At 70.5% G+C, this 16,483-nt stretch carries 15 protein-coding genes; 6 read left to right on the top strand and 9 right to left on the bottom strand.

The window, feature by feature from the left end; translation table 11 throughout:
* Window positions 1-83 precede the first annotated feature (83 nt).
* The gene (locus AUC47_RS11460) at window positions 84-593 is read left to right on the top strand and encodes a phosphoribosyltransferase (RefSeq protein ID WP_096715362.1); all 510 of its coding nucleotides are present in this window, start codon (window positions 84-86) and stop codon (window positions 591-593) included.
* Between the two features lie 19 nt (window positions 594-612).
* On the opposite strand, the gene AUC47_RS11455 is transcribed toward AUC47_RS11460, so the two are convergent.
* The 8 genes from AUC47_RS11455 to AUC47_RS11420 form a co-directional block, all read right to left on the bottom strand.
* Window positions 613-2,136 carry an ATP-dependent DNA ligase gene (locus tag AUC47_RS11455; protein ID WP_096715307.1) on the bottom strand — a complete coding sequence of 508 codons (1,524 nt, stop codon included), beginning with the start codon at window positions 2,134-2,136 and terminating at the stop codon, window positions 613-615.
* 63 nt (window positions 2,137-2,199) lie between these two features.
* Window positions 2,200-2,970, bottom strand: a complete 771-nt coding sequence (locus AUC47_RS11450) for an enoyl-CoA hydratase/isomerase family protein (RefSeq protein WP_096715306.1) — start codon at window positions 2,968-2,970, stop codon at window positions 2,200-2,202.
* 9 nt (window positions 2,971-2,979) lie between these two features.
* On the bottom strand, window positions 2,980-4,167 hold the full coding sequence (paaE, locus tag AUC47_RS11445) for a 1,2-phenylacetyl-CoA epoxidase subunit PaaE (RefSeq protein WP_256999549.1): 1,188 nt from the start codon (window positions 4,165-4,167) through the stop codon (window positions 2,980-2,982).
* A 16-nt stretch (window positions 4,168-4,183) separates the two neighbouring features.
* A complete protein-coding gene (paaD, locus tag AUC47_RS11440) occupies window positions 4,184-4,690 on the bottom strand; it encodes a 1,2-phenylacetyl-CoA epoxidase subunit PaaD (RefSeq protein WP_179297598.1) in 507 nt (168 codons plus the stop codon).
* Window positions 4,687-5,469, bottom strand: a complete 783-nt coding sequence (paaC, locus tag AUC47_RS11435) for a 1,2-phenylacetyl-CoA epoxidase subunit PaaC (protein WP_256999555.1) — start codon at window positions 5,467-5,469, stop codon at window positions 4,687-4,689. The genes paaD and paaC overlap by 4 nt, the downstream gene beginning before the upstream one ends.
* A 92-nt stretch (window positions 5,470-5,561) precedes the next feature.
* Window positions 5,562-5,867 carry a 1,2-phenylacetyl-CoA epoxidase subunit PaaB gene (gene paaB / locus AUC47_RS11430; protein WP_096715304.1) on the bottom strand — a complete coding sequence of 102 codons (306 nt, stop codon included), beginning with the start codon at window positions 5,865-5,867 and terminating at the stop codon, window positions 5,562-5,564.
* Window positions 5,868-5,934: 67 nt separating this feature from the next.
* On the bottom strand, window positions 5,935-6,909 hold the full coding sequence (paaA, locus tag AUC47_RS11425; RefSeq protein ID WP_096715359.1) for a 1,2-phenylacetyl-CoA epoxidase subunit PaaA: 975 nt from the start codon (window positions 6,907-6,909) through the stop codon (window positions 5,935-5,937).
* A gap of 107 nt (window positions 6,910-7,016) precedes the next feature.
* Window positions 7,017-7,436 carry a pilus assembly protein CpaE gene (locus AUC47_RS11420; RefSeq protein ID WP_096715303.1) on the bottom strand — a complete coding sequence of 140 codons (420 nt, stop codon included), beginning with the start codon at window positions 7,434-7,436 and terminating at the stop codon, window positions 7,017-7,019.
* 107 nt (window positions 7,437-7,543) lie between these two features.
* On the opposite strand from AUC47_RS11420, the gene AUC47_RS11415 reads away from it, so the two are divergent.
* On the top strand, window positions 7,544-9,712 hold the full coding sequence (locus tag AUC47_RS11415) for a RecQ family ATP-dependent DNA helicase (protein ID WP_096715302.1): 2,169 nt from the start codon (window positions 7,544-7,546) through the stop codon (window positions 9,710-9,712).
* Between the two features lie 164 nt (window positions 9,713-9,876).
* Here AUC47_RS11415 and AUC47_RS11410 read toward each other — a convergent pair whose 3' ends face one another.
* On the bottom strand, window positions 9,877-10,644 hold the full coding sequence (locus AUC47_RS11410) for an IclR family transcriptional regulator (protein ID WP_096715301.1): 768 nt from the start codon (window positions 10,642-10,644) through the stop codon (window positions 9,877-9,879).
* 113 nt (window positions 10,645-10,757) lie between these two features.
* Here AUC47_RS11410 and dhaK point away from each other — a divergent pair, with 113 nt between their 5' ends.
* The 4 genes from dhaK (at window position 10,758) to AUC47_RS11390 (ending at window position 16,355) form a co-directional block, all read left to right on the top strand.
* Window positions 10,758-11,750, top strand: coding sequence for a dihydroxyacetone kinase subunit DhaK (dhaK, locus tag AUC47_RS11405; protein ID WP_096715300.1), 993 nt, complete (start codon window positions 10,758-10,760; stop codon window positions 11,748-11,750).
* 4 nt (window positions 11,751-11,754) lie between these two features.
* Window positions 11,755-12,399 (top strand): dihydroxyacetone kinase subunit DhaL, encoded by a 645-nt coding sequence (gene dhaL / locus AUC47_RS11400; RefSeq protein WP_096715299.1) that lies wholly within the window; start codon window positions 11,755-11,757, stop codon window positions 12,397-12,399.
* Window positions 12,399-14,915 carry a phosphoenolpyruvate--protein phosphotransferase gene (gene ptsP, locus AUC47_RS11395; protein ID WP_096715298.1) on the top strand — a complete coding sequence of 839 codons (2,517 nt, stop codon included), beginning with the start codon at window positions 12,399-12,401 and terminating at the stop codon, window positions 14,913-14,915. Before dhaL ends, ptsP begins: the two co-directional genes overlap by 1 nt.
* A gap of 156 nt (window positions 14,916-15,071) precedes the next feature.
* The gene (locus AUC47_RS11390; protein WP_143740732.1) at window positions 15,072-16,355 is read left to right on the top strand and encodes a sensor domain-containing protein; all 1,284 of its coding nucleotides are present in this window, start codon (window positions 15,072-15,074) and stop codon (window positions 16,353-16,355) included.
* Window positions 16,356-16,483 lie beyond the last annotated feature (128 nt).

The raw sequence follows: 16,483 nt of genomic DNA, 5'->3' as shown, positions 1-16,483 counted from the left end.
TGCCTCTTTTTCAGGCACCGGCGTCGAGCCGGACTCCTCGATTCTAGTGCGGACCGGAAGCACGGGTGGGGGAGAATGAGTCGGTGACGGATGCTTCGATCGAGCGCGAGACGCTCACCTGGGATGGTTTCGGTTCGGCGACGCGGGATCTCGCGCGATCGATCCTGGAGAGCGGCTTCGAACCGGAGGTCGTGGTGGCGATCGCCCGCGGCGGGCTGCTTCCGGCCGGCGCCATCGCGTATGGACTCGGTGCGAAGAACTGCGGGGCGATCAACGTCGAGTTCTACACGGGGATCGGCACGGTGTTGGACGCGCCGGAGGTGCTGCCGCCGGCACTCGACATGGACTACCTCGACGGCCGACGCGTGCTGCTCGTCGACGACGTCGCCGACTCGGGTCGCACGCTTGCGCTCGCGGTCCAGCTGCTCGAGGACAAGGGCGCCGACGTGCGGTCGGTCACCATCTACACCAAGCCGTCGACGATCATCCAGCCGGACTACGCCTGGAAGGACACGGATCTGTGGATCAACTTCCCGTGGTCGTTCCAGGGCACGGTTCGCGAGGAGGACCTGGGGCTGCCCCCGACGGCCTGACCCTGCTCGTGCGCGACTCTCAGCCCCGCCGGAGACCCCGCAGCGTCTGGATCGTGTCGGCCTCCGCCGGGGTCTTGTCGGCGCGGTAGCTCTTCACACGCGCGAATCGCAGGGCGATCCCGCCCGGATAGCGAGGCGAGCGCTGGACGCCGTCGATCGCGATCTCGACCACGAAATGCGGATCGAGGAAGACGGTGCCCTGCGTGCGGCGGGTCTCGTGCGCGGGGAACTGCTCGGTCTGCCACCGCAGCAGTTCGTCGGTGAGGCCTTTGAACGTCTTGCCCACCATCACGAACCCTCCGGGTTCGCCGAACTCCCCGTCGGCATCGCGGGCGCCGAGGTGCAGGTTCGACAGCCACCCCTGACGGCGTCCCGATCCCCATTCGGCACCGAGGACGACGAGGTCGTAGGTCAGGACGGGCTTGACCTTGACCCAGGCCTTGCCGCGTCGACCGGCGGTGTACGTCGAGTCGATGCCCTTGACGAGCACCCCTTCGTGACCGGCGGCGAGGGCGTCGCGTGACAGCTGCTCGGCGGCCTCGGGGTCGGCGGTGACGATGCCCGGCATCCGCCAGTCAGCCGCCACCCGCTCGAGCTCGGCGAGCCGCACCGACAAGGGCTCGTCGATGAGGTCGCGGCCGTCGACGTGCAGCACATCGAAGAACCAGGGGCGCAGCGCGAGCTCGCGGGCTGCGTCGGCGCCGAAGCGCGACATGGTCTCCTGGAAAGGCCGGGGGCCGCCGTCTTCATCGAGCGACAGCGTCTCGCCGTCGAGGATGACGTCGTCGACGGGCAGGCCGCGGACGATCTCGACCAGCTCCGGAACCCGGTGCGTCACGTCGGCCAGACTGCGCGTATAGACGCTGACGTCGTCGCCGCGGCGGTGCACCTGGATCCGCGCGCCGTCGAGCTTGTATTCGACCGACGCCTCGCCGGTGATCTCCAGAGCAGCGGTCGGGGTCGCGGCCGTGCCCGCGAGCATGGGCAGCACGGGGCGTCCGACGGCGAGTCCGATCGCGTCGAGCTCCTCCTCGGTGCCGGTGAGCGCCACCACGGCCGTCTCGCCGAGGTCTCCCGAGAGCATCGCCGCGCGCCGCACGACATCGGCCGGGCGATCGGACGCTCTCGCCACGGCGTCGAGCAGCACCCCGGCAAGGGCGCCCGTGCGCAGTTCGCCGAGCATCGAACGGGAGAGGAAATCCCACTCGGTCGCCGTCGCGCGCGACGCGAGGTCGGTGAGGAGGCCGGTGCGAGCCGCGGCGGACCCTGACCCGGACGACGCCGCCAGCTCGTCGAGCGCGACGTCGACGTCGGACAGAGACAGTTCCGGGGCCGCGGCGTGTGTCGCGTCGAGCGCCGACAGCCCGCGCCATCCGACGCCGAGCCTGCCTTGGCGGGGCGCGGCGAGCAGCAACCCGACGAGGACGGGCAGCTCCTCTGCATCCGCCGTCGAGAGGAGGGTCGCGAGGGCGTCGATCTTCGCGAGACGGGAGGAGGTCGACGTCACCGTCTCGGCGGTGGTGACGACGTCAGCGAGCTTCATCCCCGCAGTCTGGCATCGAGGTCGGACATTCGCCCAGGCCCTTGCGCGCCGATGTCCGCGTCGTCAGCGCCCCCGGAACTCCGGGCGGCGCTTCTCCTGGAAGGCCGCGAAGCCCTCGCGGTAGTCGTCGGTGTCGCAGAGGGCGGCCTGCGCGGCGTTCTCGACCTCGACCGACTCCCACAGCGCCAGGCGCTCGTCGCGGATGCGGGCGACGAGCTGCTTGCTCGCGAGGAACGCGGCGGTGGCGCCGCGGGCGGCTGCGGCTGCGGCATCCGTCGCGGCCTGCACGACCTCGTCGTCGGGGAATACGCGCGAGAACAGTCCCGCGCCGACCGCTTCCGCTCCGCTCATGAGCCCGCCCGTGTAGATCAGGTCGAGGGTGCGGTGCGCTCCGAGGCGGTCGACGAAGAGCGCGTGCCCGCCGGAGTCGAGCGTCGCCCCCAGCGCGGCGAAGGGCGACCCGATCTTCGCCGACTCGCCGACGTACACGACATCGGTCGCGATGAGAAGTCCGAGGCCGACGCCGAGGCACGCGCCGTGCGCGACCGCGAAGGTCGGGGCGGGGAACCTCGACATGCGCTGCAGCAGCGGCGTGACGAGGCCGCCGAGGTAGCCGATCACGTCATCGTCGCGCGGGTCGACGCCCGAGATGTCTCGCCCGGCGCAGAAAGCCCGCCCTTCACCGCGCAGGACCAGGGCGCGAACCCCGGCCCGTTCGGCGTCGTCGTAGGCGCGCCCCAGGTCGTGCAGCGCCTGCTCGTCGAGCGCGTTGAGCTTCGACGGCGCGTTCAGGACGATCGTGGCGACACCGTCGGCGATCGCGAGATCGATCATCGGAACTCCTCAGACGTCGTAGTCGACCACGACGCGGTCGCTGGTGGGGTGGGACTGGCAGGTCAGCACGTATCCGCGTTCGAGCTCGTCGGGCTCCAGAGCATAGTTCTCGGTCATCGTGACGCTGCCCTCGAGCACGCGCGCCCTGCACGTCCCGCACACACCGCCCGCACAGGCGAATGGCGCGTCGGGGCGCACGCGCAGCGCCGCGTTCAGGACGGACTCGTGCGCGTCGACCGGGCTCTCCACCGTCGACGACACGCCGTCGAGCGTGACCTCGATGCGCACCGTCTTCTCGCCGTCGCGCACCTCGACCGGCCGCGCGGCGCGGACGGGCTCGTCGCCGGTCGTGAACAGCTCGAACCGGACGTGCTCCTTCTCGACTCCCACGTCGGCGAGCACCTCACGGCATAGGTCGACGAGCGCGAGCGGGCCGCACAGGAACCACTCGTCGACGTCGGTCGGATCGATGAGCGAGGAGAGGATCGTGCGCAGCCGCTCCTCGTCGAGTCGTCCGGAGAGTACCGGTGCCGTGCGCTGCTCGCGCGAGAGCACGTGATGCAGCGTCAGCCGCGTCGGATAGCGGTCCTTGAGGTCGGCGAGGTCCTCCAGGAACATCACGTCGACGGTCGCGCGGTTCGTGTACAGCAGAGTGAACCGTGCCGTGTCCGACCGGCCGAGCACCGTGTGCGCGAGCGCCATGAGCGGGGTGATGCCGGACCCGGCGGCGATGCCGACCACGTGCCGATGGTCGAGGTCGTCGAGCCCCGAGGTGAAGGTGCCCTGCGGGCTCATCACGTCGATCTCGAATCCCGGATGCAGTCCGGTCTGCGCCCAGGTGGAGAACAGACCGCCCTCGTCCCGCTTCACCGCGACGCTCAGCCGTGTCGGCATGTCGGCGGCCACCTGCTCGGGAGTCCGGTGCTCGGGTGCCCGGCACAGCGAGTACGAGCGTCGCACCTCGAGGCCGTCGAGGGTCGTCCGCAACGCCACGTACTGCCCCGGCAGGTGGTCGTAGTCGTCGGCCAGCGCCGCGGGGACCGTGAAGGTCACCTCGACGGCATCGTCGGTGAGCGGGCGGACGCTCTCGACCGCGAGCGTATGGAACGTGGCGCGCCGTCGAGCAGGGCGCTGCCCCGCGGATGCCGGGGTCGGCGGCGCAGCGGTCGGAGCGGCGCGTGTCGTGAACAGTCCCATCAGAGCCCCCCGCCCATCAGTGCACCTTGAAGTGGTCGAACGGCTCGAGGCAGGCGCGGCATTCGTAGAGCGACTTGCACGAGGTCGATCCGAAGCGGGAGACCTCGCGGGTATCGAGCGATCCGCAGCGCGGGCAGCGCACGCTGATCGCGAGGCGGATCGGGCCCGAGGAGACCGCCGCGCGCCCGGAAGGCGGGGCGATGCCGTAGCGCTCGAGCTTCTGCTTGCCGGCATCCGACATCCAGTCGGTGGTCCACGCGGGGGAGAGGACGAGTCGGACGTCGACGCGGGCGGCCCCTGCCGCGGTGAGCGCGAGGATGACGTCGTCGCGGATCGTGTCCATGGCCGGACAGCCGCTGTACGTCGGCGTGATGTCGACCCGCACCGTCTCGCCGTCGAGCTCGACCGCCCTCAGCACGCCGAGGTCCTCGATCGTCAGCACCGGGACCTCGGGATCGGCGACACCCGCGGCGATCGTCCACGCGTCGTCGCGGGAGAGGGGTCGCGCGCCTCGCAGGGTCACCACGATGCTCCCGGATGCCGTCGCGCGAGCACCTGCATCTCAGCGAGCAGGTGTCCGAACGGGGTGGAGTGGGCGCCGTGGCGCCCGCCTGCGGACGAGGCGGCGACGGCCGGCACCTCGAGCTGCGCTTCGGCGAACACGGTGTCGACGACAGCGTCGAAACCGGCGCGCAGGCTCGAGGGTCGGACGGCCATGTCGCCGAGGCGCTCGATCAGGTCGTCGTCGCGGAAAAGCTCGTCGACGTACGGCCAGACATCGCCGATCGCGCGGATCATTCGACGGCGCGACTCGTCGGTGCCTCCGGCGAGCCGCAGCACCCACTGCACGGCATGGTCGCGGTGGTAGTCCACTTCCTTGAGCGCCTTCTCGGCGATGGCGGCGAACGTCTCATCGCTGCTGGCGCGGAGCGCCGAGTACAGCTCGAACATGGAGGTGGAGACGACGAACTGGCGCGCGATGGTCTGCGCGAAGTCGCCGTTGGGCTGCTCGACGATCCACGCGCACAGGAACTCGGCCTCGTCGCGGAAGAACGCCAGGTCGTCCTCGCTGCGACCGTCGTACGAGCCGGCGTAATGCAGGAAGGAGCGCGCGTGGCCGAGGAGGTCGAGAGCGATGTTGCCGAGCGCGACGTCCTCCTCGAGCTCGGGGGCACGGGAGATCCACGCGCCGAGCTGCTGGGAGAGGATGAGGGCGTCGTCGCCGAGTCGGAGGGCGTACTCGGCGACGTCTGCGGATGCCGCGACCGCGCCGCTTCCGGAGAGCTCGGCGCTCAGCCGCAGCTCTTCGACGAGGACGTCGCCGTGCACGTCATGGTGCGTTTCCTCTCGCCGCGCTCGGTCGACGACCGGGTGGGCGACGTCTTGTTCCGCGCTCACAGGTGCGGCACCCCCTCGGAGGCCGTGTAGTACACGGCGTGCCGGTAGTTCTTGCCAGCGGCGCTCTCGAAGTAGGCGCCCTTCGCGTCGGGGTCGCTCGTGGTGATCGCCTCGGCGGGCACCGCCCAGATCGATACCCCCTCGCCCCGCCGCGTGTAGAGGTCGCGGGCGTTGCGGATCGCCATGTCGGCGTCCGGTGCGTGCAGCGAGCCGACGTGCACGTGGCTGAGTCCGCGGTTCGCTCGCACGAAGACCTCCCAGAGGGGCCAGGGCTCGTGCTCGTCGTGTCCAGGGGTCGCCATCACGCCACCGTCCCTTCCACCAGCTCAGGAACCCAGGGCTCGTGCTCGTCGTGTCCAGGGGTCGCCATCACGCCACCGCGCGATCTGCTGCGGCCTGCTTGCGGGCGTACTCCGCGGCGGCCTCGCGCACCCACGCGCCCTCCTCGTGGGCGGTGCGGCGTCGCTCGAGGCGCTCGGCGTTGCACGGGCCGTTGCCGCGCAGGACCTCGAAGAACTCGTCCCAGTCGATCTCGCCCATGTCGTACCGTCCGGCATCTTCGTTCCACCGGAGCTCAGGGTCGGGCAGCGTGACGCCGAGGATCTCAGCCTGCGGCACCAGCATCCCGATGAAACGCTGCCGCAGTTCGTCGTTCGAGAAGCGCTTGATCTTCCACGCCATGGACTGCGCGGAGTTGGGGGACTGGTCGTCCGGCGGGCCGAACATCGCCAGGCTCGGCCAGTACCAGCGGTTCACGGCATCCTGCGCCATCTGGCGCTGCTCGTCGGTGCCGCGCATGAGCGAGAGCAGGATCTCGAACCCCTGGCGCTGGTGGAACGACTCTTCCTTGCAGATGCGCACCATCGCGCGGCCATAGGGCCCGTACGATGCCCGGCACAGCGGCACCTGGTTGCAGATCGCTGCGCCGTCGACGAGCCAGCCGATCGCACCCATGTCGGCCCAGGTCGGCGTGGGGTAGTTGAAGATCGACGAGTACTTCGCCTTGCCGCTGATGAGCTGATCCATCATGGCGTCACGCGTGATGCCGAGCGTCTGCGCGGCCGAGTAAAGGTAGAGTCCGTGGCCGGCTTCGTCCTGCACCTTCGCCATGAGGATCGCCTTGCGCTTCAGGCTCGGCGCGCGGGTGATCCAATTGCCCTCCGGCTGCATGCCGATGATCTCGGAGTGCGCGTGCTGAGAGATCTGGCGGATGAGCGTCTTGCGGTAGGCGTCGGGCATCCAGTCGCGGGGCTCGATGCGCTGCTCGTTCGCGATGAGCTCGTCGAAGAGGCGCTGCTGCTCCGACGTCTCCTCGATGAGGGAGAGGTCTGCGGGGCTGGTCATCATCGACTCCTCCGTGGGGGCAGTGTGCGGATCGGCTTTACTGACCGATCGTTAGGTTATTCTGACACACGTGCCCGACGTCTTCAAGGCGTCGCGCCGAGCGGGGGTCAGCGAGAGCGCGACACGAGCTCGAGGAGCGCTCGTCCGTACGCCTCGGACGGTTCCGGATGCTCGAACGAGAGCGTCTCGCCGCCGATCTCCACGTCGACGCGGAACGAGTCCTCGAGGCGCACCAGCGCCCGGAAGGTTCCTCGAAGCAGGTCGCGGAGCTGATCCTCGCGCGGCAGCCAGACGGCGTCGGCCAGTGTCACGGCGTCAAGCGCCCACTCGGTGGTGCCGTTGAAAGCGAGGTCCGTGCCGCTCGGCGTCTGCCGCGCCTCGATCGTCATCGCGCTCACGGTGAAGACGTCGGCCTCGGCCTCGAGCTCGATCTCCTCGGGGAGGTCGAGCTGGAAGCGGTCGCCCTCGGCGGGGTGCCAGCCCAGCCCGGCGTCTCGGAGGCGGACGGCGAGTTCCCGGGAGATCATGACCTCACGCTACCGGCGCTGGACAGCGTCGGGCTCGTCGGGGCCCGCGCAGGGAGGCTGTGGATGGGCGGGGCGCGGATGTCCGACGCCTCCGGCAGAGTGGAGACATGACTTCCTCCGCCGAGACCGCGCATCCGACCGCGACGACCGACGGCATCCGAGACCAGGCGCGCTCCGCCCTCCGCGAGCAGGCGCTCTCCGCCCTCCGCGAGCTGGTCGGCCGTTCCGACGCCGACTTCCACGAGGGGCAGTTCGAGGCGATCGAGGCGCTGGTCGGAGGCCGACGACGGGCGCTCGTCGTGCAGCGCACGGGGTGGGGCAAGTCGGCGGTGTACTTCGTCGCCACGTCGCTGCTGCGTCGGCAAGGCGCCGGGCCGACGGTTCTGGTGTCGCCGCTGCTCGCCCTGATGCGCGATCAGATCGCCGCGGCGGAGCGGGCGGGGGTGCGGGCGGTCGCGATCAACTCCACCAACGCGCACGAGTGGAGCGACGTGCTCGCTCAGCTCGACCGCGACGAGGTCGACGTCCTGCTGGTGTCACCTGAGCGGCTGAACAATCCGTCCTTCCGCGAGCAGCAGCTGCCGGCCCTCGTGCGGCGCATCGGCATGCTGGTGGTCGACGAGGCGCACTGCATCAGCGACTGGGGGCATGACTTCCGTCCCGACTACCGGCGCCTACGCGACCTCATCGCGCAGATGCCGCCCGGAGTGCCGGTGCTCGCAACCACGGCCACAGCGAACAGCCGGGTCGTGGCCGACGTGGCCGAGCAGCTCGGCAGTCTGACACAGGATTCTCCCTCCTCCGAACCGGTCCTGACGATCCGAGGGCCGCTCGCCCGCACCTCGCTGCGTCTCGGCGTGCTGCGGCTGCGTGACTCGGCGAGTCGGCTGGCGTGGCTGCTCAGCCATCTCGACGACCTCCCCGGCTCGGGCATCATCTACACACTCACGGTGTCGGCAGCGGTCGACACCGCGCGGCTGCTGCGCGATCACGGGCATGACGTGCGGGCCTACACAGGGCAGACGGATGCCGAGGAGCGTGAGGAATCCGAGGGGATGCTGAAGCGCAACGAGGTGAAGGCGCTCGTCGCCACGAGCGCCCTGGGAATGGGGTTCGACAAGCCTGACCTCGGCTTCGTCGTGCATCTCGGAGCGCCGTCGTCGCCGGTGGCGTACTACCAACAGGTCGGGCGCGCCGGTCGAGCGAGTGACAGCGCCGACGTGCTGCTGCTGCCGGGCGTCGAGGACCGCGACATCTGGCACTATTTCGCGACGGCCTCGATGCCCGATCGTGAGCGTGCCGAGCGAGTGATCGGCGCGCTCGGCGACGCCCCGATCTCGACTCCGGCGCTCGAGGCGATGGTCGACATCCGCCGCACGCCGCTGGAGCTGCTGCTCAAGGTGCTCGACGTCGACGGCGCGGTGCAGAAAGTGCAGGGCGGCTGGATCGCGACCGGCGAGCCGTGGACGTACGACGCCGCGCGCTATGAACGGATCGCCGCGGAGCGCGTCGCCGAGCAGCAGCACATGCTCGACTACGAGCAGACCGACGGATGCCGCATGGAGTTCCTGCAGCGTGCGCTCGACGACGACACGGCGGCGCCCTGCGGGCGGTGCGACAACTGCGCGGGAGTGTGGTTCCCGCAGGAGATCGCGACGCGGGCCGGAGCGCAGGCGGCCGAGTCGCTCGACCGGGTCGGTGTGCCGATCGAACCTCGCCGCGCCTGGCCGACCGGCGCCGACCGGCTCGACGTTCCCGTGCGGGGGCGGATCGCCGCCGAGCAGCAGGCAGACGAGGGTCGCGCGCTCGCTCGTCTGACGGACCTCGGGTGGGGTGGCACGCTCCGCCAGATGTTCGCTGCGGGTGCCCCCGATGCCGCGGTCACATCGCAGGTGCTCGACGCCTGCATTCGCGTGCTCGCGCGCTGGGAGTGGGCCGAGCGGCCGGTCGCCGTGGTGGCCATGCCGTCGCGCTCGCATCCTCTCCTCGTCGACTCTCTCGCCCGCGGTCTGGCCGAGGTGGGGCGGTTGCCCTATCTCGGCGCGCTCTCACCCGTCGGTGGCGGGCCGAGCGGCCAGGCCGGAGGGAACAGCGTGTTCCGGCTCGCGGGACTCTGGGACAGGCTCTGCGCCGACCATCTGGAGGTGTCGTCCGGTCCGGTGCTGCTCGTCGACGATCTCGTCGACAGCCGATGGACGATGACTGTCGCGGCCCGCGAGCTCCGCCGTGCCGGTGCGACCGCGGTGCTGCCCTTCGCACTGGCGCTGCGCGGTTGACGGGACGCGCGGGTTCTGGTCGTGTGTTCCGCGCTGCCCTTCGCGCTGGCGCTGCGCGGTTGACGGGACGCGCGGGTTCTGGCCGTGTGTCCGCGCTGCCCTTCGCACTGGCGCTGCGCGGCTGACGTCTCCGCTCCGTCGCGCGCCTGCGCGTCAGGAGGACCCTAATCCTCGTCGGGCGCCACCCTCGGAGGCCAGCTCGTGGCGCCGAGTTCGCGAGAGATGTTGCGCGCGGCCTCGCGCAAGGCATCGAGGACCCCGTCCGTCGCGGGCCCCTGCGAGGTGGGGATGACGACGGCGACGGCGGCGACGATCTGGTTCGAGGCGTCGGCGACCGGTGCCGCGATCGAGGACTCTCCGAGAACGGCCTCGTCGGACTCGGCCGCCGTTCCGCGTTCGAGGGTGGCCGGGAAGTCGAGGGTGAGACGCGCGACGTCGGTGATCGTGTCTCCGGTCAGACTGTGCAGCGGTCTCTCGAACACCGTGCGCTGGAACCCGAGATCCCACGCGAGCAGCACCTTGCCCATCGCCGAGGCGTGGGCCGGGATGGCGACGCCCGTCTCCAGCATCTGTCTGCTGTCGTCAGGCCGCAGCTCGTGGTGGATCACGAGCACCTCGTGGAAGTGCGGAGCGCCGAGCCGCACCGGCAGCTCCGTCCGGCGCGCGAGTTCCTGGGTCCAGCGCATGGCCCTGGCGCGCACGTCGAGCGTGTCGAGGTAGACGTTGCTGAGGCGCAGCAGGGTGGGGCCGAGCATGTAGCGCTGGCCCCCGCGCTCTTTGGCGACGAGTCCGTGCTGGCGCAGTGACTTGACGATGCCGTGCACGGTCGACGGCGGCAGATCGAGCGCGGCGGCGAGGTCGCTGATCCCGAGGTGGCGGGCGCCCTGCAGCAGCTCGAGCACCTTCGCCGCGCGATCTATCGCCTGGATCACGGAACCGTCCTCTCTCCCTTGACATCAGGACTCTGCCCGAGCATATTCGACATTGACGAATTCCTTTCCGATTTTTCGGGGAGCCGTGCGGTCGAGATCAATGGAGATCCAGCATGAAGAAGCTCATCAACGCGCCGGAGGACGTGCTCGTCGAATCGCTCAGGGGGGTGGCCCTCGCGCATCCGGAGCTCGCCGTCGATCTCGAGACGCACGTCATCACGCGCGCGACGCCCAAGGCCCAGGGCAAGGTCGCGGTGGTCTCCGGTGGCGGATCGGGTCACGAGCCGCTCCACGGCGGATTCGTCGGCGAGGGGATGCTCGACGCGGCCGTCGCGGGCGAGATCTTCACCTCCCCGACGCCTGACCGGGTGCAGGCGGCGACGAAAGCGGTCGACCGAGGTGCAGGGGTGCTGCACATCGTGAAGAACTACACCGGTGACGTGCTGAACTTCGAGATGGCGGCCGAGCTCGCGTCCATGGAGGGCATCGAGGTCGGCACCGTGGTCGTCGACGACGACGTCGCGGTGCAGGATTCGCTCTACACCGCCGGTCGCCGGGGCGTCGGACTCACGGTCCTGCTCGAGAAGCTGGTCGGTGCTGCGGCCGAGGAGGGACAGGACCTCGCGTCGGTCGTCGCGCTCGCGCAGCGCATCAACGGCCAGGGCCGCTCGATGGGCATGGCCCTGACGAGCTGCACGGTGCCCGCTGCAGGCAAGCCGACCTTCGACCTGCCCGAGGACCAGATGGAGATCGGTATCGGCATCCACGGCGAGCCAGGCAGGCACCGCGAACCGCTCGCCCCGGCATCCGAGATCGCGCGGCAGCTGGTCGAACCGATCCTTGCCGACCTCGATCGCACAGGTCCCGCGATCGTCATGCTCAACGGCATGGGTGCGACGCCGCAGATCGAGCTCTACCTCATGTACGGGGAGGTCGCGGCGCTGCTGGAGAAGGCCGGGATCCGGATCGCACGCAACCTCGTCGGCAACTACATCACCTCGCTCGACATGGCCGGCTGCTCGGTCACCGTGCTCGCCGCGGACGACGAGATCCTGAGGCTCTGGGACGCCCCCGTGAACACCCCCGGCCTGCGCTGGGGGGTGTGACGCGATGGCGGAGACGATCGGCACCGCGACCGTCGTCGACTGGATCACGCGATTCCGCGACGCCGTGACCGAGAAGCGCGACTGGCTCACCGAGCTCGACTCGGCGATCGGCGACGCCGACCACGGCGCGAACATGAGCCGCGGCATGGCGGCGGTCGTCGAGAAGCTCGGACCCGCCTCGCCCGCCACGATGGACGAACTGCTCAAGAGCGTCGGGATGACGCTCGTCAGCTCGGTCGGCGGAGCGAGTGGACCGCTTTACGGCACGCTGTTCCTGCGCATGGGCATGACGGCCGGGGCCGTCACGGAGCTGGATGCCGCGGCCCTCGCCGCAGCGCTGCGCGCGGGGCTCGACGGGATCGTCGCGCGGGGCAAGGCCGAGGCGGGGGACAAGACCCTGTTCGACGCGATGGCACCGGCGGTGGATGCTCTGGATGCCGGCGTCGCGCGCGCCGCAGGCATCGCCGACGCGACGCGCGCCGCGGCGAAGGCAGCGGCGGCCGGCCGTGATTCCACCACACCGCTCGTCGCCCGGAAGGGCCGCGCGAGCTATCTGGGGGAGCGGAGCGCCGGGCACCTCGATCCGGGCGCGGCATCCGTGACGCTGCTCTTCGAGACGCTCGCCGACGCGATCGCCGGCTCGTCCTGATGATCGGCGTCGTCGCCGTCTCCCACAGCGCTCGGCTCGGGGAGGCGGCACTCGAACTCGCCCTGCAGATGGTCCCGTCCGGCGGGGCGCAGGTGCGCGTCGCTGCGGGCGCGGGGAGGGATGCCGACGGCGCGCCGGTGCTCGGCACCGATGCCGTCGCCGTGGCGTCGGCGATCGACGAGCTCGCAGACGACTGCGACGGCGTGCTCGTGGTGATGGATCTCGGATCGGCCGTGCTGAGCGCAGAGCTCGCGCTGGAGCTGCGCGCGAGCGACGTTCCGGTGCGCTTGGTCCCTGCGCCCTTCGTCGAGGGTCTGCTCGCCGCGGTGGTGTCGGCCTCGGCCGGCGGGGCGCTGGACGCCGTCGCCGCGGAGGCCTCGGGAGCGCTCGCCGCGAAAGCGGGGCAATTGGGGGAGGAGCACGCACCGGACCCGGGAACGGACGACGGGGCGCCGGCCGTGGACTCCGGCGGCTCCGTGCTCACCCGCACCGTCCGGGTGCGCAACCCGCTCGGCATCCACGCGCGTCCGGCGGCACTGATCGCCGAGGCCTCCGCCGGAGCGGTCGTCCGGGTGCGCAGACTGCCCGACGGACCCGAGGCGTCGGCCGCGAGTCTGTCGCGTCTGCTCGTGCTGGACGCGCGACAGGGGGACGACGTGGAGCTCATCGCGAGCGGCCCGGACGCCGAGGCAGCCCTCGAGCGCATCGCCGCGCTTTTCGACGAGGGGTTCGGCGAGGACGCGCCGTCCGCATCCGTGTCCGCCGAGCCGCGGGTGTCGACGCCCCTTGATTCCGCCGTCTCCGCCACCGCGTCCTCCGCCTCCGTCACCTCGGTGTCCGACTCGACATCCGCGCGGGTCCTTCCCGGCACAGTGCTGCGGGGCCGCGGTGTGAGCCCGGGACTCGTCTCCGCGCAGGTGGTCCTCCTCGGATCGCCGCTCGTCGAACCCGATCCCGCCGTGGCCGTCGATCCGGCCGATCGGGCAGCGGAGGTCTCGACGATCGAGTGGGCCGCCGTCGCCGTGGCCGACCAGCTGCGACGCCGCGCCGAGAAGGCGAGCGGTGAATCGCGGGCGATCCTCGACACCTCGCGGCTCTTGGCGTCCGACCCTGAGCTGGTCGCCGAGGCCACGGCCCTCGTGCAGGCGAAGGGCCGCACGGCGGCGCGCGCGGTCTGGGAGGTCGGTGGCGCCCATGCGCGCACGCTCGCCGCTCTCGGCGGTCGGATGGCGGAGCGCGTCGCCGACGTGATCGATGTGCGCGATCGGATCATCGCCGAGATCCTCCAGGTCGATCTGCCGGGGGTGCCCGAGCGCGATGAGCCCTTCGTGCTCGTCGCCCGCGACCTCGCTCCCGCGGACACCGCCTCTCTCGCGGGCGGCAACTGCGTGGCACTCGTCACAGAGGAGGGCGGACCGACCTCGCACACGGCCATCATCGCTCGGTCGCTCGGACTGCCCGCGGTGGTCGCCGTGGCGGGGGCGACCGATATCCCGACCGATTCCGTCGTTCTCGTCGATGGGGACCGAGGGACGGTCGAGGTGGAGCCGTCCGCCGAGGCGATCGAGGCGGCGCGTGCGGCATCCGAGATCGTGCCTTTCGACGGGCGCGGCGCGCTTGCCGACGGTGAGAGCGTCGCGCTCCTCGCGAACGTGGGTGGCGCCGCCGACGCGAAGACCGCCGCCGAGGCGCGTGCCGAGGGCATCGGACTCTTCCGCACCGAGTTCTCCTTCCTCGATCGCGCCGACGCGCCGAGCATCGAGGAGCAGGTCGCCGCGTACGGTGCCGTGCTCGCGCCGTTCGCCGGTCGCCGGGTCGTCGTGCGCACGCTGGACGCCGGCAGCGACAAGCCTCTGCCGTTCACCGACCCGCAGCCCGAGGAGAATCCTGCGCTCGGTGTGCGGGGAGTGCGACTCGCGCGGCGCTCGTTGCAGCTGCTCGACGACCAGCTGCGAGCGCTCGCGGCCTCAGCCGAGCAGGAGGCGGCGCAGGTCGAGGTGATGGCGCCGATGGTGGCGACCGTCGACGAGGCCCGCCTGTTCGCCGATCGCTGTCGGGCTGCGGGCCTCGATCGCGTGGGCGTGATGATCGAGACTCCCGCGGCGGCGCTGCTCGCGGCCGAGCTGTTCGATGTCGTGGACTTCGTCAGCATCGGCACGAACGACCTCACTCAATACACGATGGCGGCCGATCGTCTGCTCGGCGAGCTGGGCGACCTGAACGATCCGTGGCAGCCGGCCGTGCTGCGACTCATTCACGCGGTGGGAGAGGCGGGAGGCGCGGCGGGAAAGCCTGTGGGCGTCTGCGGAGAGGCGGCGGGAGATCCGTCTCTCGCCCCAGTGCTCGTGGGTCTCGGCGTCACGTCGCTGTCTATGACGCCGCGCGCGCTCGGGCGGGTGGCCGCAGCTCTGGCATCGACGACGCGCGAGGACTGTCGCCGCGCCGCCGACGCCGCTCGTGCGGCGCTCAGCGCAGATGCGGCGCGTGCAGACGCTGCCCGTGCCGTGACTCCCTAGATCCCATCCCAGAACGCGTATGCCATCGACGGCATGCGACGCGTAACGGTTCCATGTCTCCTTGCTCCCGTGTCCCGGTTGCGCGCCGCGGCGTCGATAGGGTGACCGCAGGGGAAGCGCCGCGCACCGGCGCTCGCAGATCATCGGAGGGTCGACATGAGGGATGGAATCCGACGGCGAGGCGTCACGAGAGGCGCGCTCGCCTGTGTGACGGTGGTGGCGCTCGCGCTGATCTCGGCGTGCGCACCGGAGCCCGAGCCCAGTGCCACGACGGCCCCCTCTGCGTCTCCGTCTGCGCCCGTTCCGTACGACGGTCCACTGAACTTCGTCGCGGACGAGCTCTCGTCCTTCGCCCTGACGGCCGATGAGATCGCCGGTGTCTTCCCGGGCGCTCCATCGACGAGCGCCGTCACCGACCGCCTGCTCCAGTTCTCGGATGGGGGAGGGCCGGAGTTCACCCCGGCGGTCTGCTCCTGGCTGATGGTCGAGCCATCGCTGTGGAGCGTCGGGGCTCGCGTCGTTCCCTGGGAGGGGGTCGACGAGGGAACGAGCACCGGAGCTCAACAGATGCTCCAATACCCCTCGGAGGCGCAGGCTGAGGCGATGATGAGCAGACTGCTGTCGACGGTCGAAGAGTGCGCTCAATTCGACGCTGCGGGACCCGGCACCTTCGATGCGATCGTCGCCCCCGAGTCGGACGGCGTCCGCGCCTTCGCCGGCTCGTTCTCGGCGGATTTCGCGGGCAATCCCTGGACCGCCCACCATGTGTTCGCCTCCGTGGGGAACGTTCTCGTCCATCTCTGGCAGCCCTCTCCGGAGGAAGAGGGGTTCGATGCGGAAGCAGCTGCTCTTCTGCTGCGCGACCGCGCCGTGGATGCGCGTCAGTCCCTGATCGAGAAGCTCACCGAGGAGCCTCCTCAGGAGGAGCCGGCTCCCGATGCCGCCGACCCGAGCACGCCGTGGAGCGAGTGGACTTTCACTTCGGCCACGGTGGGGCCGCTGCGTCTCGGCGACACGAGAGATGTCGTGCTCGCAGCCGTCCCCGGCGCAACGGCCGAAGAGATGGGATATGGGGGTTACGTGCGACTGCGCTCCGCGGGTGGCGATGCGTCGCTGGTGCTGCATTTCACAGAGGACGGGCTTCTCGAGAGCATCACGGCAGGTATCGCGAATCTCGCGGGGGATGAGCAGCCGAACGGGTCCGCACTGCCTTCGGTCGAAGGAGTGCGAATCGGTGCACCGCTGGCCGACGCCGTGGCCGCCCTCCCCGAGGGCACCTTCGTCGAGGTCTCCTCATCTGAGGAGTACTTCTACCGGTGGGCCACTCGCGACGGTCGCGTCATCGACGTCCGCGCCGATCGGGACTTCGACGATCCGGAGGCCGTCATCAGCGGCGTGACGGTCACCGATGCGACCCTCGCGCCGATCCCCGAGGGCTGATCCGCTCTGACCTTTCTCCTCGTCATCCTCTTTACTAACCGATCGTTCAGTTAGTATGGTCGGGTCGGATACCCCGTCAGCGGGCACCCGACTCGACGAGGAGGTCGGCATGGCAGATGCGGCGACGC

The organism is Microbacterium sp. SZ1 (genome assembly GCF_002362255.1).
Lineage (GTDB): Bacteria > Actinomycetota > Actinomycetes > Actinomycetales > Microbacteriaceae > Microbacterium.
This window is presented reverse-complemented; position numbering and strand designations above follow the sequence as displayed.